This is a genomic window from Oceanicella sp. SM1341 (assembly GCF_003448965.1).
Taxonomy (GTDB): Bacteria; Pseudomonadota; Alphaproteobacteria; order Rhodobacterales; family Rhodobacteraceae; genus Paroceanicella.
On the sequence record NZ_QRGC01000021.1, the window covers coordinates 17,762 to 38,547 of the forward strand.

The following is a 20,786-nucleotide window of genomic DNA, read 5'->3' on the forward strand; positions in this document are numbered from 1 at the left end:
GAGGACATGATGCGCAAGGGCAGCTACCACATCTTCACCGAAACCGAGACCATCGCCGCCGCGGGCCTGCGCGAGGTGGGCGTGCAGGCGCGGGTGGCGGCACTTGGCGGCGCGCTCGCCCTCGGCCGGGCGCGCACCGCCCAGCTCACGCGCGAGCGCGACCGGGCCCTGCGCCGCGGCAAGGCGGCGCGCGCGGCGGAGCTGGGCGGGCTGCTCCTCGCCCATGAGCGCCAGCTCGGCGAGATCGGCTCCGAGCGCGAGCGCGAGGGCATGGTGCCCGCGCCGGTGAGCCCGAACGAGGCGATGCTGCGCGGCCGGGTGACCGAAGCCAAGCGCGGCGTGAAGGGCATCCTGCTCACCCTCCACCGCGGCGACGGTGCGGAGGTGGCCCGCGCGCAATCCGACACGCGCGGCGGCTTCGAGCTGCCCCATGCCCCGCTCGACGCGATCCTGCTGCGGGTCACGAGCCCCTCGGGCGCGCATCTGCTCGACCGCAAGGACATTCCCGCCCCGGGCCCGGGCGAGGCCTGCTACGTGGAGATCCGCCTCGACGGCATCGTGCCCATGCCGCCGCCGCCCAAGGGCCCGGGGCCCGACAGCCGGCCCGGCCATGTCAGCGTGCCGAAGCTCACCGGCGCCACCGAGGCCGAGGCCCGCGCCCTGCTCAAGCAGGCCGGGCTCACCGGCACGCGCAGCGGCGAGGCGCCCGCGCTGCGCATGGCCGGCCGCGTGCTGGAGCAGACCCCCCCGGCGGGCAGCCTCGTGACCCCCGGCAGCAGCGTGGCCTGGGTGGTCGGAGCCGCCGCGGGCGCCAGTTTCCCCGACCTGCGCGGCCAGGCGTTGCGCAGCGCGGTGAAGCAGGTGGAGGAGATGGGCCTCACCGTGCGGGAGGTGGAGATGGTCTCCGACCCGCAGCGCGCCGGCCGTGTGGTGGGCCAGTTCCCCGAGCCCGACAGCCCGGTGGGCGACAAGGACCGCGTGCTGCTGCGCGTGGCCGCGGGCGAGGACAAGGCCGATCTCTCCACCCTCTCCTTCCTCTTCGCCGCCGACCCCCGCGCGCCCGACACCGGCCTGAGCGAGGCCACCTTCCGCCGCCGCCTCACCGATGGTGGCATCGGCAGCGTGAAGGAGCTGAACGCACTGTCACGCGCGAAGCCGGACACGGTGGGCAAGAGCCTCAAGCTCGGCGGGGACAGCGAGGCGCGGCTGGTGCAGCGCATCGTGGCCGACCTGATGGCCCGCTTCCCGAAGCAGGGCTGACGCCCATGGCCCGCACCGCGCCGCCCCAGGCCCCCCCGCAGCCGGCGCGCGCCGCCCCCGCGTCGCGCCGGGCGGCACCCCTGCTGCAGGCCCGGCTCGCCATCGGCCCCGCGCATGATCGCCACGAGGCCGAGGCGGACCGTATCGCGGACCGCATCCTCGCTTCCGGCGAGACCGCGCCGCGCGGCGCGCCCCCGGTCATCACCCCCGTTCCGGCCCCCCGCGCGCAACGCGCGCCCATTCCCTCTCCGCCGCCCTCGACAGCGGTGAGCACCCGCAAGATCCCCGAGGCGGAGGAGGAGAAGGAGGCGCCGGAGACGAAGCTGCAGCGCCGCGCCGATGGCCCCGCCGTGGCCTCCGCCGCCGCCGAAGGCGCCATCGCCCGCATGCGCGCCGGCGGCGGCGCGGCCCTGCCTTCGGCGCTGCGCGATTCGATGGAAGCCGGGCTGGGCCGGCCGCTCTCTGCCGTGCGGGTGCATGACACGCCCACGGCGCACGGGGCGGCGAAGGCGGTGGGGGCGCAGGCCTTCACGGTGGGAAACCACGTGTTCTTCGGCGCCGGCCGCTACCGGCCCGAAACCCGCGGCGGCCGCCACCTGCTGGCGCATGAGCTGGTGCACACCCAGCAGCAGAAGGGCCTCGGCACCGCGGCGCAAACCATGCCGCTGCAGCGCGCGACCGAGGGCGAGGAGGAGGAGGCCGAGGTGGCCGACCCCGGCACCAGCTTCGCCCGCCCCGGCAATGCCGGCGCGCGCATCGAGCTTGACGCGGCGCGCGAGAGCGGCCGCATCTCGCTGCCCCTGCTGAAGGTTCCGCGGGTGGGGCGCGCCTTCAAGGGCACGGCCGACAACAGCCTCGCCCCCGGCGTCGCGGACCCCGATTTCAACCCGCTCCCGGGCAGCGCGCCCTTCATCTGGCGCGGCAAGAACCCCCGCGGCTCGACCACCGCGCGGCAATCCTTCCTGCGCGCTGCCTTCCTGCAGGTGGCCGAGCAGGAGGTGGAACCGGCGCTGCAGGGCCATTTCGGCGCGGTGGAGGGCTGGGAGAACGCCGCCGACGTGACCGCGGGCGAGGATGGCCCGCGCCGCTACTACCTGCGCCGCAAGCGCGGCCGCACCCGCGACGCGGCCTCGCTCATCGTCGGCACCGAGGCCGAGCTTGCCGACCACGAGCTGATCAAGCTCCCCGACTACGACAGCGCGGGCAATTACCACGCCTTCGACGTGGACCACATCCTGCCGCTGCTGCTCGGCGGGCTCGACGGCTGGGAGAATTTCTGGGTGTTCGACCGCTCGGCCAACCGCTCGGAGGGCTCGAAGCTCAACAGCTACATGGAGCGCGAGATCAACGGCGTGCTGGACGCGGCGCGCGAGCGCAACTTCTTCACCGGCCCGAACGCAGGTCTCGCCACCAGTTACTCCGCCATCAAGGACATGCGCGCGCCCTGGGACGTGGAGTTCCGCGCCCTCGGCGCCCTCAGCGTGAGCGGCGACCCCGGCGTGTACTGGACCCGCGCCCAGATCACCGCCGGCGCGCACCTGTCGCTGCTCAAGGCGCTCACCATGGACGAGGTGATCGCCGAAGGCCTCGTTGTGCGCACCGACGAGGCCGGCCGCCCGGTGCGCCCCAAGGTCGTGAGCGTGTTCGCCAAGCCCGGCGGCGGTTTCCGCCAGCGCTTCAAGGTGACCGCCCAGGGGGTGGAGCCGGAGGGGGGCGGGCGCGCGGGCTTCCGCGGCTTCGGCTTCCAGGGCGCGACGGTAACCGACAGTGACCCGCTGGAGCCGCCCTATATCCGCAGGCTGGAGGGCGAGGTGTTCCGCCTGCGCGACGGCGCGCCGCTCAACCCCACGCCGGCCACGGGCGAAAACGGCATCCCGGTGCTGGCGGCAGACGGCCTCGGCTTCTCCGGCTACATCGACCAGGCCGCGCTTGACGCCCGCATCCGCGCCGTGCCGAAGGAGGCGACGGGCATGAGCCCGGTCACATTCCTGCAAACCGGCATCAGTGCCGAGGGCGAGATCTTCGCCGACGGCATCATCACCGCCACCAGGCTGCTGTTCCCCGGGCTCGAAGTGCCGTTCTTCATCCGCGGCACCGATATCTTCGTGGAATTCCCCATCCCCAGCGACCGGCTGAACCTCGGCCCCGTCACGGTCACCGAGGCCGCGCTGCAGATCGGGGTGGGGGACGCGGGCTTCTTCCTCGAAGGCAGTGCCGGCGTGGAGGTGGCCGCCCTCGGCTCCGGCCAGCTCACCGCCCGGGTGCAGCGCGGCACCACCATCCTCGCGGGGGATTTCGACTTCGACCTCGATTTCCTCGACCCCGCGAAGGCGAGCTTCGCTTACGACTTCGGCGCCGACACGCTCACCCTCGGGCTCGAGGCCGGGGTAAAGGAGGGGGCGCTGCCCGGCGTCGCCTCGGGGCGGGTGAGTGCCACCTTCTCGCGTGAGGGCATATCGGTGAGCGGCAGCCTGCTGCTCGGCGGCGCGCTCTCGGGCACCGAGGTGAGCGTGAGCTATGCGCCCGAGACCGGGATCGCGCTGGGGGCCGAGAACATCCCCCTGCCGGTGGCGGCGGTGCCGGGCGTCACCTCGGCCACCGCCTCGCTCTTCGCCCGGCAGGACCCCGGCACGGGGGAGTGGAGCTTCGGCGGCGGCGGCGAGGCGGTGATCGGCATCGCCGGGGTGTCCGGCCGGGTGGGCGTGCTGGTCGACGGCGCGCGGGTCACCATCACCGGCGGTCCGCTCACGGTGGAGAAGGGCCCGGCCAGCGGCACCCTCTCCTTCACCGCCACCAATGCGCCGCTCGACGAGGAGGGCAACCCGGTGGAGGGCGCGGCGCTCGACACTTTCACCGTCTGGGGCGCGGGCCGGGCCGAGATCACCTTCGGCGAGGTGCTGCACGGCGCGGCCGCCATCACGCTGGGGCCGGATGCGAGCCTGCGCATCGAGGGCAGCATCGGCCTGCCGCCCAGCTTCGAGGTGTTCCCCGAGCGGCGCTTCGAGAAGGATCTCCTGCATGTCGAGACACCGGATTTCCCGATCTGGGGCGTGTCGCTCGGCGGCGTGGGCTTCGGCATCTTCGCCTTCGCCGACGCCGACCTGGGCTTCAACGCCTTCATCGGCCCCGGCCAGCTCGTCGACACCGAGGTGACCGCCGCGATGGACCTCGACGCGCCGGAAGACGCGACGGTGACCGGCTCGGCCCGCTTCCTGGTGCCGGCCGGCGCCGGGCTCACGCTCGACATCGGCGGTGGGTTGCGGGCCCGCGCCGCGGTGGCCTACGTGCAGGGGCGGGTGGGGCTCGACGGCGAGCTCGGCATCGACGCCGAGGCCTCCGCGGGCGTGGATGTCGCCTGGTCGCGGCAGGCCGGGCTCACGGTCGCGGCGGATGTGGAGGCGAAGGCGCGGCCGAAGTTCCGCGTGGGCGTGAATGCCAGTGTCACCGCGGGGGTGGATCTCTGGGTGACCGACATCTCGAAGACATGGGGGCCATGGCGGCGCACGCTGGGCGAGTTCGGCCCCGAGATGGAGATGGGCATCAAGGTGCCCGTGGGCTGGAGCGAGACCGGCGGCACCGATTTCTCGCTCGAGGACATCGAGATCACCCGGCCGGACATCTCGGCGCGCGACATGCTCAAATCCGCCTTCGAGGAGCTGGTCTGAGGGGTTCAGAACGGCAGGGGCGCGGCCTCCTTCACCTCGCGGATCACGAAGAAGGTGCGGATCTGGCGCACGCCGGGCAGGGCGATGAGCTGCTGGCCGTGCAGGCGGTTGAAATCCTTCATGCCGCTCACCCGGATCTTGAGCAGGTAGTCGAAGTCTCCCGCCACCAGGTTGCACTCCAGCACCGCCTTCATGCGCATGGCCGCGGCCTCGAAGGCGGCGAAGCTCTCGGGCGTGGAATGGTCGAGCACCGCGCCCACCATCACCAGCGCGCCGAGGCCCACCGGCTCGGGGTCGATGCGGGCATGCACGCCGCTCACCACCCCGCTCTCGAACAGCCGCTGGGTGCGGCGGTGGCAGGTGGCCGGGCTCACGTTCACCCGCTGCGCCAGCTCGGCATTGCTGAGCCGGCCATCCCCCTGCAGGGCGCGCAGGATGGCGAGATCGATTCGGTCCAGATCATGCGTGGAAGGATCTTCCATCATATACCCCGGTAGGTGATGACTCCGCGCATTGAGACGGCATTATGCCGGGAATGCAAGCAGCGTGGCGCTGAAATCAGGAAGCACCTTCCATGCGGGGCTTGCTAGGCTCATGGCCGGACGCAAACCAGGAGACCCCGCCATGTCGCTGCTCGAGAAATTCGACCGCTACCCCCTCACCTTCGGCCCGACGCCCATCGAGCACCTGCCGCGCCTCTCCGAGGCGCTCGGCGGCAAGGTGGAATTCTACGCCAAGCGCGAGGATTGCAACTCCGGCCTCGCCATGGGCGGCAACAAGCTGCGCAAGCTCGAGTACATCGTGCCCGACGCGCTGAAGGAAGGCGCCGACACGCTGGTGTCGATCGGCGGCGTGCAGTCGAACCACACCCGCATGGTGGCCGCCACCGCTGCGAAGCTGGGCATGAAATGCGTGGTGGTGCAGGAGAAATGGGTGCCGCATTACGACGCGGTCTACGACCGTGTCGGCAACATCCTGATGACCCGGCTGATGGGCGCGGATTCGCGGCTGGTCGAGGACGGGTTCGACATCGGCATCCGCCAGAGCTGGGAAAACGCCATACAATCGGTGAAGGACGCGGGCGGCAAGCCCTATGCCATCCCCGCCGGCGCCTCGGTGCACAAGTACGGCGCGCTCGGCTACATCGGCTTTGCCGAGGAAGTGGCCCAGCAGGAGGCCGAGCTGGGCTTCAAGTTCGACTACATCGTGGTCTGCGTGGTCACCGGCTCGACCCAGGGCGGCATGATCGTGGGCTTCGCCGCGCAGGACCGCGCCGACCGGGTGATCGGCATCGACGCCTCCGGCACCCCTGAGCAGACCCGGGCGCAGGTGCGCTCCATCGTCGACAACACCGCCGAGCTGGTGGGCCTCGGCCGCGCCGTGCGCGAGGACGAGATCGTGATCAACGAGGATTACGCCTATCCCGCCTACGGCGTACCCTCGGAGGAGACGAACGAGGCCATCCGCCTCGCCGCGCGCACCGAGGCGATGATCACCGACCCGGTCTACGAGGGCAAGTCGATGCAGGGCATGATCGACCTCACCCGCAAAGGCTTCTTCCCCGAGGGCTCGAAGGTGCTCTACGCTCACCTCGGCGGCGCGCCGGCCCTCAACGGCTACAGCTACTACTACAAGGAGGGCTGAGCGCCCGCCGCCTGACCCCCCGCGCCGCCCGGACCACCCCGGGCGGCGCGCAAGAAAGCACCGCACCCCGGGGAGACCGCAGAATGCCGATCGATATCGTGCCCACCGATGCCGCGCATCTGAAGACCGTCGAGCAGCGCCTGCTCTGGCTGTCGCACTGGATGATCCACAACGCGAACCATGTCCGCCCCAAGGTGGACGGGATCAAGACGGGCGGGCACCAGGCGAGCTCGGCCTCGATGGTGTCCATCATCACGGCACTCTACTTCTCGGCCCTGCGGCCGGAGGACCGGGTGGCGGTGAAGCCGCATGCCTCGCCGGTGTTCCACGCCATGCAGTACCTGATGGGCAACCTGCCGCGCGAGAAGATGGAGGCCTTCCGCGGTTTCGGCGGCGTGCAGAGCTACCCCTCGCGCACCAAGGACGTGGACGACGTGGATTTCTCCACCGGCTCCGTCGGGCTCGGGGTGGCGATGACCTCCTTCGCTTCGCTGGTGCAGGATTACGTGGCCGCCAAGCGCTGGGGCGGGGTGGAGCGGCTCGGCCGCATGGTGGCGCTGGTGGGCGATGCCGAGCTCGATGAGGGCAACATCTACGAGACTCTGCAGGAGGGCTGGAAGAACGACCTGCGCAACACCTGGTGGGTGATCGACTACAACCGCCAGTCGCTCGACGGGATCGTGCGCGAGGGGCTGTTCGGCCGGGTGGTGAAGATCTTCGAGGCCTTCGGCTGGGACGTGGTGCGGGTGAAATACGGCGCCCTGCAGCGCGCGGCCTTCGTGGAGCCCGGCGGCGAGAAGCTGCGCGACTGGATCGACGGCTGCTCCAACCAGGAATACTCCGCCCTCACCTACATGGGCGGCGCGAAATGGCGCGAGCGGCTGATGGAGGACCTCGGTGACCAGGGCGACGTGAGCGCGCTCATCGACCGCCGCTCGGACGCCGAGCTGGCGGCCCTGATGGAGAACCTCGGCGGCAATTGCGTGGAGACGCTGGCCAATGTGTTCGCCGCTGTCGACCATGACCGGCCGACCTGTTTCCTCGCCTACACCATCAAGGGCTGGGGCACGCCCATCGCCGGCCACAAGGACAACCACGGCGGGCTGATGACCAAGGCGCAGTTCGCCGAGTGGCAGGCCCACATGGGCGTGGCGCAGGGCGAGGAGTGGGAGCCGATGGCCGCGGTGCGCGACCCCGAGGGGCTGCGCGGCTTCCTCGGCCGGGTGCCGTTCTTCGCCGGCGGCCCGCGGCGGCTGACGGATGCGCGCCTGCCCGTGCCGGAGCTGAAGGCGCCCGCCGGGGCGAGCCTCTCCACGCAAGCCGCCTTCGGCAAGATCCTCGATGCGCTGGCGCGCGGCGACAGCCCGCTTGCCGAGCGCATCCTCACCACCTCGCCCGACGTGACCGGCACCACCGGCCTCGGGCCCTGGGTGAACCGCCGGCGGCTCTTCGCGCGCGAGGCTCTGGCCGATGCCTTCGTGAGCCATGCCATCCCCTCCACCGCGAAATGGGAGTTCGACCCCGAGGGCCAGCATCTCGAGCTCGGCATCGCGGAGATGAACCTCTTCCTGCTGCTCGCCGCCGCGGGCCTGTCGCACAGCCTGTTCGGCAAGCGGCTGCTGCCGGTGGGCACGGTGTATGACCCGTTCGTGGCCCGCGGGCTCGATGCGCTCAACTACGCCTGCTACCAGGACGCGCGGTTCATGATCGTGGGCACGCCCTCGGGCATCACGCTCGCGCCGGAGGGCGGGGCGCATCAGTCGATCGGCACGCCGCTGATCGGCATGAGCCAGGACGGGCTCGCCGCCTTCGAACCCGCCTTCGCCGACGAGCTCGCCGTGATCATGGCCTGGGCCTTCGACTACATGCAGCGCGACGGCGAGGGCGACCCCGACGAGCGCACCTGGCTGCGCGACGAGACCGGCGGCTCGGTCTACCTGCGCCTCACCACCAAGCCGCTGGAGCAGCCGGGCCGGCGGGTGGACGACGCCTTCCGCCAGGGCGCCATCGACGGCGGCTACTGGCTGCGCCGGCCGGGGCCGAACTGCTCGGTGGTGATCGCCTATCAGGGCGCCGTGGCCGACGAGGCCATCGCCGCCGCCGGGATGATCGGCGAGGTGCGGCGCGACATCGGCGTGCTCGCCGTCACCTCCGCCGACCGCCTCAACGCCGGCTGGACCGCCGCACAGCGCGCCCGGGCCCGCGGCAACGCGGCCGCGCGCGCCCATGTCGAGACGCTGCTCGAGCCGCTGCCGCGCGAGTGCACCCTCGTGACGGTGATCGACGGCCACCCCGGCACGCTCTCCTGGCTCGGCGCCGTGGCCGGGCACCGCACGGTGCCGCACGGGGTGGAGCATTTCGGCCAGACCGGCACGATCGGCGACCTCTACCGACACTACGGCCTCGACCGCTACTCCCTTGCCAATGCGGTGAGCGCCCTCACCGATGGCAAGCGCGCCGCCGCCTGGGCGGCAACCCCCATCGGCTGAGCACACCGGGGGGCGAAACGCCCGCCTCGCCGAGGGGGCTTGCGCCCCCGCAGCTCGGCGGGCGTGGCGAAGGCCCTGAAGGGCCTCCGCCGGCGCGGGGTGTTGGCCGGCGGCGTCGTGGTAAGAAGGGGTCCCGGCTCAGCCTTCCTGCCCGGGCGACCAGCCCGGGCCGCGCCCGACCCTCCCCCCGGGAGGGCGCGCTGGCGATGTCGGTAATGGTTCAGCCGTCGCCCGGGGCTTTCGGGATAAAACGCCCATGCCGGGCGGTGCTGCGCCCACCCAGGGTCGGGCGCGTCCCTCGGTGCTCGGTTCGGAGCGATGAGGGGCTTGCGCACGGTATGACGGCCCCGCAGGTATCCGAAGCCCGAAGCCCGAAGCCCGAAGCCCGAAGCCTGAAGCCCGAAGCCGTGAGTGGCGCGAGGCGCAGCGGAGACCCGGGCGCAAGCCCTCCCCCGGACACGTTCGCCAGGGCTTCACGGAGGTCCGCCACCCGCCCGTCTCTCTGGCGATGAACGCCGCCATCCCGGCCCGCTTGCCCGCCTTCCCCACCGGTGACGCACCCGGCGGAGGGCCACCGGCCCTTCGCCACGCCTGCCGAGCTGCGGGGGCGTGAGCCCCCTCGGCGAGGCAGGCGTTCCCCCCGAGGATCACTCGAAGCTCAGGAACCCCTCCGCTTCGGCGATCGCGGGTGCAGCGCGCAGGGCGGCGAGGTCGGGGGCGCGCGGCGCGAGATCGGGGATCCCGGCGATCACCGCCTCGAGCTCGGCCGCCACCGCGAGCACGCCGATATCGTCGTGCCGCCGGCCGATCACCTGCAGGCCGAAGGGCATGCCCTTCGCGTCCGTCCCGCAGGGGATGGTGATCGAGGGGTGGCCGGCCAGTGTCGAGGCATAGGCCATCGCGAGCCAGTGGTAGTAGCTCGAGGTCGGCACGCCGTCGATCTCGGTGGGGTAGAGCTCGCGCCAGGGCCGGGGGCTGATGGTGACGGTGGGGGTCACGAGATAGTCGGTCGTCTCGAAGAAGCGCTGCCAGGCGCGGTAGAAATCGCCCTGCATGTGCAGCGCCTGGGCCACGTCCTCGGCCGAATAGCCGCGCCCTTCGGCGACATTGTCGGTGACATTGGGGCCCACGAGGTCCGGCTGGGTGTCGACCATCTTCGCATGCTTGCCGAGGAACTGCACCGCGCGGAGCACGGCGAAGATGCGGTCGGCGCCCGTGCAGTCCGGGCTCGCCTCGTCGATGCCGGCGAAGGCGGGGGCGAGCAGGCCGAGCGCCTTGCGGAATTGCGCGCGCACCAGCGCCTCGGTGGGGGCGAAGCCGAAATCCTCGGTGGCGGCGATGCGCAGCGAGGAGAGGTCGCGGCGCGGCAGGGCGGCGAAGCCCGCGGGGTCCCAGGGCGTGCGGCCCCCGGTGAGGATGGTGAACGGGTCGTCGCGGTCCGGCCGGGCGAGCACGGAGAGCATCAGCCCCGCGTCGGCCACCGAGCGGGCCATCGGCCCGGAGGTGGGCAGCGGGATCAGCGCCGTGCCGCGGGTGTTGCCGGGCACCACGCCGGGGCTGGGCCGGTAACCCACCACGCCGCAATAGGCGGCCGGGTTGCGCAGGCTGCCGCCGGTGTCCGAGCCGGTGGCGAGGGGCGCGTAGCCGCAGGCCAGCGCCACCGCCGAGCCGCCGGAGGAGCCCGCACAGGTGCGCGTGAGGTCGTAGGGGTTGGGTGTCACGCCATAGACCCGGTTGCGGGTGTTGGCGCCGGCACTCCATTCGGGGTTGTTGGTCTTGCCCAGCGGCAGGCCGCCCGCGGCGCGCATGGCCGCCACGATGGCATCGTCCTTCGCCGCGATGTTGTCGCGGAAGATCTCCGAGCCGAAGGTGGTGGGCAGGCCGGTGACGTCGATCATGTCCTTCACGCCGAAGGGCAATCCGTGCAGCGCCCCGAGCGGCGCGCCGGACATCACCGCCGCCTCCGCCGCCCGGGCCCCGGCGCGCACCGCCTCGAAATCATGCGCGACGAGCGCGTTCACCGCGTGGTCCAGCGCCTCGACACGGGCGATGCAGGCCTCGGCCAGCTCCACCGGCGAGAGCGCCTTGCGGGCGATGAGGCGGCGGGCGTCGAGGGCGCCGAGGTCGGCGGGATCGGTCGGGAGGGTCATCTGTCAGGTCCTGTGGAGGTCGAAGTCGGAACCGAGCGCGCGCCCGGTGTCGAGAAACCGGGTGAACTGCGCCGCGGGCACGAAGCTGCCGCCGGTGGCCCAGACGACATGCACCGCCCGCGCGGCGAGCGCCCCGGGCAGGTGCCGGGCACGGAAGGCAGCACCCTGCGGGCTGCGGGCGGTGAAATGGGCCCCGGCGAAGCCGGCGGTGGCCGAGGGCTCGAGCTGCAGCCCCGCGGCGTCATGCGCGAGCGCGAGGTAGCGCATCAGGTCATCGTCGCCCACGGTGAACACGCCGGCGAGCCGCTGCTCCATGCGCTTGGCCACGAGGGCCGACATGGTGGCCACGGCCATGCCGTCGGCCTCGGTGCGGTTGCTGAGCCCGAGGTCGTAGACCGACACCGGCTGCCCCACGCCATGCGCCATCTGCACCAGCGCCGAGGGCGCCTGCACCGGCTCGGCGAAGAAGGCGTGCACATGTGCCCCGAACATGCCGCGCGCGCCCTGCGCCACGCCGCCGGGCGCGCCGCCGATGCCGCAGGGCAGGTAGAGGAGCAGCGGGCGCTCGGGGCCGATGGGCAGGCCGAGCGCGTCGAGCTGGCCGGCGAGCTCGGCCGCCGCGGCGCTGTAGCCGCGGAACAGCAGCTCCGAATCCTCGTCGTCGACGAAGGCCGACAGCGGGTCGGCCTGCGAGGCGGCGCGGGCAGCCGCCACGGCGGAGGTATAGTCCGCCTCGTGCTGCACCACCTCGACACCGAGGGCGCGCAGGCGCTCGACCTTCCAGGGCTTCGCGTCGGCCGACATGTGCACCACGGCGCGGTAGCCCAGGGCGCGCGCGGCGATGCCCACGCTGAGCCCGAGATTGCCGGTGGAGCCCACGGCGATGCTGCGCTCCGCGAAGAAGGCCCGCGCGGGGGCGGAGGCGAGGGCGGCCACGTCGGCGCCCGGTGCCAGCAGCCCGGCGGCGCGGGCCTGGGCGATGGCGGTCATCACCACCTCGAAGACGCCGCCGCGCGCCTTCACCGAGCCTGCCACCGGCAGGGCATGGTCGGCCTTGAGGAACAGCGGCCCGGCCGCGTGGCCGAGCGCGCCGCGCAGGGGGGCGAGGTCGACGAGGGGCGAGCCGATCACCCCCGCCTCGCCGACCTCGGGGAAGAGCCGGGCGAGCAGGGGGGCGATGCGCGCCCAGTCGGCCACGGCCTGCGCCAGGGCGGCGGCGGCCTCGGGGTCGTCGGCCGGGGTGTAGGCGGGGTTGGTCCAGAGCGTCGGCCGGCCGGCGCGCACGGGGTCGAAGAGCGGGTCGGTGAGGGCAGTCATCCGGTGATCCCCTTGCGCAGCATGTTGCCGGCGAGCAGCAGCAGGGTGACGGCGAAGACCACCCGGAGCTGCGCCGGCGTGAGCCGGTGGGCGAGGCGCACGCCCAGCGGCACGGTGAGCATGGTGGTGAGCACGATCAGCACCACCGCCGGCAGGTTCACGTAGCCGTAGGTGAAGGGCGGCTTGCCCGCCACATGCCAGCCGGTGAGCAGGAAGGTGGCGAAGGCCGGCACCGAGATCAGCAGCCCGAAGCCCGGCGAGGTGGCCACGGCCCGGTGCGGCGCCACCCCGTAGGCGGTGAGCAGCGGCACGGTGAAGGAGCCGCCGCCGATGCCCATGAGCGCGGAGAGAAAGCCGATGGTCGCCCCGTAGACCCCGCTCAGCGCCCGGCCGGGCAGGGTGTCGGACAGGCGCCAGTGCCGCCGCCCGAAGGCCATGTAGAGCCCCAGGCTCACCCCGATGCAGCCGAAGACGAGCTGCAGCTCGCGCGAGCGCAGGGCGGCGGCGGCGAACACCCCGGCCACCGCGCCGAGCGCGATGAACGGCCCCCAGCCGCGGATCAGCTCCACGCTCACCGCGCCGCGCCGGTGATGGGCCATCACCGAGCGCAGCGAGGTGAAGATGATCGTGCCGGTGGAGGTGGCGACGCAGATCTGCATCAGCTGGTCCGGGTGGTAGCCCAGCGTGGTGAAGACGTGGAAGAAGGCGGGGACGAGGATGATCCCCCCGCCCACGCCCAGCAGCCCGGAGATGATGCCCGCCAGCCCGCCCGAGACCGCGACGAGCACCAGCAGGCTCAGGGTGTCCTGCATGGCTCAGGCCCCGGCGGAGGGGAGGTTCTCGCCCGCCGCGATGTCGGCGAAGAGCCCGGTCATGCCCATCAGCGCCTGGCGGGCCAGCGGCTTGAGGATGTGCTCGTCGGGCGCGTGCTGCGAGCAGCCGGCATAGGAATGCGGCACCCAGATGGTGGGCAGGGCCAGCACCTCGGCGAAACAGTCGTTGGGCAGCGAGCCGCCGAGATTGGGCAGCAGGTGCGGCGCAAGCCCGGTGGTGCGCTCGAGCGAGGCCGAGGTGAAGCGCACCCAGGGGTGGTCGGGGTCGAGCCGGGTGGCGGGGAAGCTGCCGCGGTTCGCGGGGATGATCTTTACCGCCTCGAAGCCGTGCGCGTCGAGGTGGCGGCGCAGGGCGGGGAGGATGTCGTCCACCTCGGTGCCGACCACGAAGCGCAGCTGGCAGGTGGCGCGGGCCCAGCCGGCGATGGCGTTCACCGGGGCTTCCGGCACGCCGGATTTCATCGCCAGCACCGCGAAGCTGTTCCAGCCGAACACGCGCTCGGCGGGGGAGAGGCTCTCCTCGCCCCAGTCGGCGTCGAGCGGAATGCCCGCCTCCACCGGCGGCAGCACCGAGAGCACCTCGCGGATGCGCGGGGTGAGGCTGTCGGGCCGCCACTCGGGCACGCGGATCTGGCCGCGGGCGTCGGTGATCGAGGCCAGCGCGTGGGCGAGGATGATCGAGGGGTCGGCCAGCAGCCCGCCGAAATTGCCCGAATGGTGCGCGCCCTCGCGCAGGGCGACCTCGAGGGTGAACATCATGCCGCCGCGCGAGCCGGTGAAGATCGTCGGCCGGTCGGGCGAGAGGCGCGGGCCGTCGGAGGCGATGAGCACGTCGGCGGCGAGCAGATCGCGGTTCGCCTCGCAGAAGGCCTTGAGCCCGGGGGAGCCGGATTCCTCGCCCATCTCGATCAGCACCTTGGCGTTGAAGCCCAAGCGCCCGTTCGCCTCGATCAGCGCCGCCCAGGCGCGCAGGTTGATGAGGTGCTGGCTCTTGTTGTCGGCCGAGCCGCGGCCGTAGAGCCGCTCGCCCTCCTCGATGAGCTCGAAGGGGGTGAGGCCTTCGCGCCACTGGTCGGTCTGGGCGCGGATCACGTCGCCGTGGCCGTAGCTCAGCACCGTGGGGAGCGCGGGGTCCTCGATGCGCTCGGCGGTGAGGATGGGGCCGGCGCCGGCGGGGTTCTCGTGCAGCTGCGTGGTGAAGCCCATGCCGGTGAGCATCGGGATCATCGCCTCGGTGAGATAGGCCATCAGGTGGGGGGCGCCATGGGGCTCCTGGCTCTCGGTCGGGAAGGCGACCAGCCGGGCGAGGTCGGCCTGGAAACCGCCATTGTCGAAATACTGCGCGCTGACCTTCAGCGCCGCGTCACGTGTGCTCATCTCTGCCTCGTGGGTCTTTCGGGGGTGGCCCGGCGCGCGGGCGCGCGGGGGGCCGGAAGGAGGGCGCGCCCGGGGAGCCGGGCGCGCGGGGAAGGGGTGTCAGGCCCGCGCGGGCGGGCCTGCCTCGCTCAGCCGGGGGAGGGCTCCGCTCACACCATGCTCCGGGCGGTGAGGGCGGGGTCGGCGGCGGGGGGCAGCTTCGAGATGTCGGGCACCTCCCAGGCCTGGCCCGGCTGGGCCGCCAGCAGCTTGCGGGTGTAGGGGTGGGAGGGGGCGCCGAACACCGCGTCGACCGAGCCACGCTCCACGACTTCGCCCTGCTGCATCACGATGAGATTGTCGCAGACCTGGGCGGCCACGCGCAGGTCATGGGTGATGAACAGCACGGTGAGGCCCATGCGGTCGCGGATCTCGTTGAGGAGCTTCAGCACTTCCTTCTGCACCGACACGTCGAGGGCGGAGACCGCCTCGTCGGCGATGAGCACCTTGGGGCCCACCATCAGCGCGCGGGCGATGCAGATGCGCTGGCGCTGGCCGCCGGAGAACTGGTTGGGGTAGCGGTTGAGCGCGTCGGGCTCCATGCGCACGATGCGCATCAGCTCGCGCGCCCGCTCCATCGCCTTGCCCCGGTTCTCGCCGAAGTTCACCGGCCCCTCGACGAGCTGGTCGCCGATGGTGCGGCGCGGGTTGAGCGAGCCGTAGGGGTCCTGGAAGACGATCTGGATGTCCTTGCGGAAGCGGTGCAGCGCGCGGCGCGAGTAGCCGGCGATGTTGTCCGCCCCCACCCAGACCGCGCCGTCGTCGGGGTCTTCGAGGCGGATGAGGCATTTCACCAGGGTGGACTTGCCCGAGCCGCTCTCGCCCACGATGCCGAGGGTCTCGCCGCGGCGCACGGAGAAGGTCACGTCGCGGCAGGCGGCCACGGTGCGGGCGGGGCGGAACATGGTGCCCTTCACGTGGTAGGTCTTGTTGAGCCCGGCCACGCGCAGCACCTCCGGCCGGCCCTCCAGGCTGTCGCGCTCGGCGCGGGTGCGGCGGGGCACGGCGTCGATCAGCAGGCGGGTATAGGGGTGCTGCGGGCGGTTGAGCACCTCCTCCGCCGTGCCCTGTTCCACGATCACGCCGCGCTGCATCACCACCACGCGGTCGGCGATCTCGGCCACCACGTCGAAATCATGGGTCACGAACATGATGCCGGCGGAGTGCTTCTCGCGCAGCTCCTTGAGCAGGTGCAGGATCTGCGCCTGGGTCGAGAGGTCGAGCGCGGTGGTGGGCTCGTCGGCGATCAGCAGCGCGGGGTCGAGGGCGAGCGCCATGGCGATCACGATGCGCTGGCGCTGCCCGCCCGAGAGCTGGTGCGGGTAGGAGGCGTAGATGCGCTCCGGCTCGGGCAGGTGCACCTCCTCGAGCAGGCGGATGGTGCGCGCCCGCCGCTCGGCGCGGGGCAGGGCGGTGTGCTGCTCGAACATCTCCTCGATCTGGTCGCCCACCGTGTAGCACGGGTTGAGCGCCGACATCGGCTCTTGGAAGATCATCGCCATGCGCGCGCCGCGCAGGGCGGCATGCTCGCCGGGCGAGATCTTCAGCAGGTCGCGCCCCTCGAAGACCACTTCGCCCGCCGAGGGGGTGAGGGCCTTGGGCAGCAGCCCCATGGTGGTGAAGGCGGTGATCGACTTGCCCGAGCCGCTCTCGCCCACGATGCAGACAATCTCGTTGGGCCGGATCTCGAGGCTCAGCCCCTCCACGGCATGGGCGCGGTCCGCCCGCTCGGGCAGGTCCACGGTCAGGCCGCGGATCGACAGGATCGGTTCGCTCATCAGTTGCGGCCCTCCGGGGCGGTCACGTCGCGCACGCCGTCGCCGAGCATGTTGATCGACAGCACGAGGAAGAACAGGGCGATGCCGGGAATGGTGATCAGCCAGGGCTCGAACAGCAGCATGTTCTTGCCCTCCGAGATCATCAGCCCCCAGGACGGGGTGGGCGGCTGCACGCCGAGCCCGAGGAAGGAGAGTGCGGCCTCCAGGATGATCGCATGCGCCATCTCCAGCGTGAAGATCACGATGAGGTGGTTCATCACGTTGGGCAGGATGTCCTTCCACAGCACCCGGGGCAGGGAGGCGCCCAGCACCTCGGCGGCGGCCACGTACTCGAGCTTGCGCACCTGCATGGTGGCGGCGCGCAGCACCACGGCGAACCGGTCCCACAGCAGCAGGCCGAGCACGGTCACCACCACGTTGAGCGAGCCGCCGAAGAGCGCCACCACCGCCAGCGCCACCAGCACCACCGGCATGGCGAGGCGCACGTTGATCAGGAAGGTCACCACCAGGTCGACCCTGCCGCCGAAATAGCCGGCGAGGATGCCCAGCACCGAGCCGATGACGGCCGAGATGATGGCCGCGAACAGGCCGATCATCAGCGAGATGCGCGCCCCGTAGGCGAGGCGGGCCCAGTAGTCGCGCCCCAGCGCGTCGGTGCCCAGCCAGTGCTCCTCGGTGCCGCCGAGGAACACGGGCGGCTTCATGCGGGCGAGCAGGCTCTGCTCGTAGGGGCTCCAGCTGGTGAGCAGCGGCGCGAAGACCGCGATCAGCACGATGATCAGCATCACCGTCCCGCCGAAGAGCAGGCCGCGGTGGCGCAGCGCGCGGCGCAGCATCACCTGGCGGGGGGTGAGGGCGGCAGCCCGGGCGGCGGAAGGCGCGGGGGCCATGGTCGTGTCGGTCATAATGCGCTCCCTCAGCCCACGCGCAGGCGCGGGTCCATCCACGCGTTCAGCACGTCGGCAAAGAAGGTGAAGAAGATGTAGAACATCGAGAAGACCAGGATCAGCGCCTGCATCACCGGCAGGTCGTTGCGCCCGATCGATTCCCAGGCGAGGTAGCCGGCGCCGTGCAGGGCGAAGATGGACTCCACCACGATGGAGCCGCCGAGCATGAAGCCCATCTGCACCGCGGCGAGCGAGATCACCGGGATGATCGCGTTGCGCAGCGCGTGCTTGAACAGCACCTTGCGGCTGCTCAGCCCCTTGGCGCGGGCGGTGCGGATGTAATCGGCCGAGAGCACCTCCAGCATGCCCGCGCGGGTGAGGCGCATGATGGCGGGGGTGGCGTAATAGCCCAGCACCACGGTGGGCAGGATGAAATGCTGCCAGCTCGACGAGCCGGAGGCCGGCACCAGCCGCAGGTTGATCGAGAAGACCACGATCAGGATGAGCCCGAACCAGAAGGAGGGGATGGCCTGGCCCACCACGGAGATGAACAGCGCCGCGCGGTCGATCAGCGAATTGGGGCGCACCGCGGCCGCGACACCCATCGGGATGGCAAGCAGCAGCGCGAAACTGATGGCAAGCACGCCCAGCAGCATGGTGACGCCGAGCCGGTCGGTCACGATGTCGGTCACCGGCAGGTCGAAATACCACGAGCGGCCGAGATCGCCCGAGAGCGCGCCGAACAGCCAGTCGCCGTATTGCACCAGCAGCGGGCGGTCGAAGCCGTAGCGGGCGGTGATCGCGTCCACGTCGGCCTGGGAGGCGTTCTCGCCGGCGATGGCCGTGGCGGGGTCGCCCGCCATGTAGAGCAGCCCGAAGCTGATCGCCGACACGGTGAAGGCGACGCAGACCGCCAGCGCCAGCCGTTTGAGAATGAAGAGAAGCATGTGCTGCGTCCTGCTTGCCAGCAATATCCGGAGGGCCCGGGCCGGGGTGTTCCGGCCCGGGCGGATGCGGTTACTTCCAGTCGAAGGCGTAGAAGCGGACGATCTCGTCATCCGTGGGGGTGTAGGCCACGTCGGGGCCGAGCACGTAGTTCACGTTGTAGGTGAACAGCGGCACCCAGTAGGCTTCCTCGACGATCTTGGTGAGGGCCTCCTTGTAGAGGGCCTTGCGCTTCTCGCGGTCGGTGGTCGAATCCGCCTGGGCCAGCCACTCGACGATCTCGGGGTCCTGCGCGTCGTCCCGGTCGGTGCCGGTGAAGAACTCGCCGGTGCTCGCGGAGGCGTCGGCCACCGAGTTCGAGCCCCAGGTGAGGAAGGAGAGCGGCACCTCGCCCTTGATGCGCTTCTCGCGCAGGGCGGAGTACTGCATGAACACCAGGTTGGTCTTGATGCCCACGGCGTCGAGATAGCCCATCATCGCCTCGGCATAGGGCCGGTCGCGGTAGGCGTAGAAGTCGATGGTGAAGCCGTCGGGATAGCCGGCCTCGGCGAGCAGGGCCTTGGCCTTCTCCGGGTCGTAGTCGTAGGTGGGCAGGTCCTGGGCGCAGGCGAACTGCACCGGGGCGCAGGCGCTGTCGATCACCTTGGAGGAGCCCTTCACCAGCGCGTCGAGGATCGTCTGGCGGTCGATGGCGTGGTAGATCGCCTGGCGCACCTTGGCATTGGTCATCGGGCCGTCGGGGTCGGCGCGGCCGGCGGCGTCCATGGTCACGTAGCCGATGCGCATGGCGGGCGCGTTCACCACCTCGTAATCGCCCATGGAGGCGAGCTGCTCGGCCTGGTCGGCCGGCACGTTCCAGATGAAGTCCAGCGTGCCGTTGAAGAACTCGGCGATCTGGGTGTTCACGTCCGGAATGGTGCGGATGTCGACCTTGGAGATGGCCGAATGGCCCTTCGGCCCGTCGAAGTAATCCTCGTTGCGCTCCAGCACGTAGTGCTTGCCGGGCTCGAGCTCGGTGATCTTCATCGGGCCGGTGCCGACCGGCTTCAGCCCCATGCCGGAGGGGCCCACCTCGGCGTAATACTCGTTGGGATACATCGCCAGCGGGCCGGCGAGATATTCCTCGGCCGCCGGGAAGGGCGCCTTGAGGATGATGCGCACCGTGTAGTCGTCCACCTTCTCGGCATGGTCCATCCAGCCCACGGTGGCGGTGTTCTTCACGCCGTTTTCCGGGTTGGTGACGAAATCGACGGTGTAGACCACGTCATCGGCGTTGAACGGTTCGCCGTTGTGGAAGGTCACGCCCTCGCGCAGCTTGAACTCGATGGTGGTGTCGTCGACCCAGGTCCACTCGGTGGCCAGGTTGCCCTCGTACTCGCCGGTTTCCGGGTTGCGGTAGAGCAGGCCGTCCCACGTGGCGTGGTCCAGCAGCAGGCCCTCGCGCGCGGTGTTGAAGTAGACGTCGGCGGTCTCGAGCTCCTTGCTGAAGGCAAGGTTGAGCGTGTCGCTGGCCTTGTCGGCCAGGGCCCCGGTTGCACCCGCCATCGTCAGCGCAGTGCCGAGGAGCACGGTTTTCATTCGCATGTCTGGTTACCCCACTGTTGCAGTCACTTGGTTGTCGCGAAGATTGCATTCTGATTTTTATTTTTGTACACAATTCGTATCCGATTGTATCTTGTCAACGCAGAAAGCCCCATGGACAGCAAATCTCGCGTGGCAGATCGCATCCGCTCAGAAATTGAGCAGCGAATTGCGATGGGTGACTATCTCGACGGCGAAAAGCTGAACGAAGTGGCGTTGGCGGACCAGTTCCAGGTGTCACGCACGCCGCTGCGCGAGGCGCTTCAGGGGCTGCGGGCGACTGGGCTGGTCGAGCTGATCCCGAACCGCGGCGCCTTCGTGCGCCGGCCCTCGATGACCCGGCTGGTGGAGATGTTCGAGATGATGGGGCAGCTGGAGGCCTGGTGCGTGTCGCTGGCCACCCGGCGCATCACCGGGGCGCAGCGCATCTACCTGCGCCAGGCGGCGCGGGATTGCGAGGCGGCGCTGGCCGAGGGCCGGCACGACGCCTATTACGCCGCCAACAACCGCCTGCACCGCACCATCTACGAGGCTTCGGGCAACGAGTTCCTCGCCGAGGAAACCCAGCGGCTGCTCGAGCGGCTGCATCCGTTCCGCCGCAGGCAGCTCGACGTGACCGGCCGCCTGCAGCAGTCGATGCGCGAGCATTCCGCCATTCTCGACGCGATGGATCTCGGAGACGCCGACCGTGCCGCCGAGCTCATGCGCGGTCACATCAACACGCTCGGCGATACCTATTACCAGTATATCAACCTGGTCGAGGACCGGCGTTCCTCCGGCACCTGACGCGGCCCCCCGCGCGGCTCCGCTGCTGCAGGCTG

The 20,786-nt window shown here is 71.1% G+C and carries 14 protein-coding genes; 5 read left to right on the plus strand and 9 right to left on the minus strand.

Going from position 1 to position 20,786, the window contains the following annotated elements; genetic code table 11:
* The first annotated feature begins 6 nt into the window (after positions 1-6).
* On the plus strand, positions 7-1,260 hold the full coding sequence (locus tag D3P35_RS17405; protein WP_118136118.1) for a PASTA domain-containing protein: 1,254 nt from the start codon (positions 7-9) through the stop codon (positions 1,258-1,260).
* Positions 1,261-1,265: 5 nt separating this feature from the next.
* A complete protein-coding gene (locus D3P35_RS17410) occupies positions 1,266-4,925 on the plus strand; it encodes a DUF4157 domain-containing protein (RefSeq protein WP_118136120.1) in 3,660 nt (1,219 codons plus the stop codon).
* A gap of 5 nt (positions 4,926-4,930) precedes the next feature.
* On the opposite strand, the gene D3P35_RS17415 is transcribed toward D3P35_RS17410, so the two are convergent.
* Positions 4,931-5,407 carry an Lrp/AsnC family transcriptional regulator gene (locus D3P35_RS17415; protein WP_118136227.1) on the minus strand — a complete coding sequence of 159 codons (477 nt, stop codon included), beginning with the start codon at positions 5,405-5,407 and terminating at the stop codon, positions 4,931-4,933.
* Positions 5,408-5,549: 142 nt separating this feature from the next.
* On the opposite strand from D3P35_RS17415, the gene D3P35_RS17420 reads away from it, so the two are divergent.
* Entirely contained in the window at positions 5,550-6,569 is a 1,020-nt protein-coding gene (locus D3P35_RS17420; RefSeq protein ID WP_118136122.1) for a 1-aminocyclopropane-1-carboxylate deaminase, read from the plus strand.
* Between the two features lie 83 nt (positions 6,570-6,652).
* Positions 6,653-9,058, plus strand: a complete 2,406-nt coding sequence (locus tag D3P35_RS17425; protein WP_118136124.1) for a 1-deoxy-D-xylulose-5-phosphate synthase N-terminal domain-containing protein — start codon at positions 6,653-6,655, stop codon at positions 9,056-9,058.
* A gap of 647 nt (positions 9,059-9,705) precedes the next feature.
* Here D3P35_RS17425 and D3P35_RS17430 read toward each other — a convergent pair.
* The 8 genes from D3P35_RS17430 to D3P35_RS17465 all read right to left on the minus strand — a co-directional run bounded on the left by D3P35_RS17430 (position 9,706) and on the right by D3P35_RS17465 (position 19,962).
* On the minus strand, positions 9,706-11,208 hold the full coding sequence (locus D3P35_RS17430; protein ID WP_118136126.1) for an amidase: 1,503 nt from the start codon (positions 11,206-11,208) through the stop codon (positions 9,706-9,708).
* Between the two features lie 3 nt (positions 11,209-11,211).
* Positions 11,212-12,525: a D-serine ammonia-lyase gene (locus D3P35_RS17435; protein WP_118136128.1), complete on the minus strand. Its 1,314-nt coding sequence runs from the start codon at positions 12,523-12,525 to the stop codon at positions 11,212-11,214.
* Positions 12,522-13,337 carry a sulfite exporter TauE/SafE family protein gene (locus tag D3P35_RS17440; protein ID WP_118136130.1) on the minus strand — a complete coding sequence of 272 codons (816 nt, stop codon included), beginning with the start codon at positions 13,335-13,337 and terminating at the stop codon, positions 12,522-12,524. Before D3P35_RS17440 ends, D3P35_RS17435 begins: the two co-directional genes overlap by 4 nt.
* Before the next feature lie 3 nt (positions 13,338-13,340).
* Complete coding sequence (locus tag D3P35_RS17445; RefSeq protein WP_118136132.1) at positions 13,341-14,735, minus strand: M20 family metallopeptidase; 1,395 nt, start codon at positions 14,733-14,735, stop codon at positions 13,341-13,343.
* A gap of 149 nt (positions 14,736-14,884) precedes the next feature.
* On the minus strand, positions 14,885-16,552 hold the full coding sequence (locus D3P35_RS17450; protein ID WP_118136135.1) for an ABC transporter ATP-binding protein: 1,668 nt from the start codon (positions 16,550-16,552) through the stop codon (positions 14,885-14,887).
* Positions 16,552-17,457 carry an ABC transporter permease gene (locus D3P35_RS17455; protein ID WP_118136137.1) on the minus strand — a complete coding sequence of 302 codons (906 nt, stop codon included), beginning with the start codon at positions 17,455-17,457 and terminating at the stop codon, positions 16,552-16,554. Before D3P35_RS17455 ends, D3P35_RS17450 begins: the two co-directional genes overlap by 1 nt.
* 11 nt (positions 17,458-17,468) lie before the next feature.
* Entirely contained in the window at positions 17,469-18,386 is a 918-nt protein-coding gene (locus D3P35_RS17460; RefSeq protein WP_118136139.1) for an ABC transporter permease, read from the minus strand.
* A gap of 70 nt (positions 18,387-18,456) precedes the next feature.
* Positions 18,457-19,962: an ABC transporter substrate-binding protein gene (locus tag D3P35_RS17465; RefSeq protein ID WP_118136141.1), complete on the minus strand. Its 1,506-nt coding sequence runs from the start codon at positions 19,960-19,962 to the stop codon at positions 18,457-18,459.
* A gap of 117 nt (positions 19,963-20,079) precedes the next feature.
* Between D3P35_RS17465 and D3P35_RS17470 the strand changes: the two genes are divergently transcribed.
* Positions 20,080-20,751 carry a GntR family transcriptional regulator gene (locus D3P35_RS17470; protein WP_118136143.1) on the plus strand — a complete coding sequence of 224 codons (672 nt, stop codon included), beginning with the start codon at positions 20,080-20,082 and terminating at the stop codon, positions 20,749-20,751.
* The last annotated feature ends 35 nt before the right edge of the window (positions 20,752-20,786 follow it).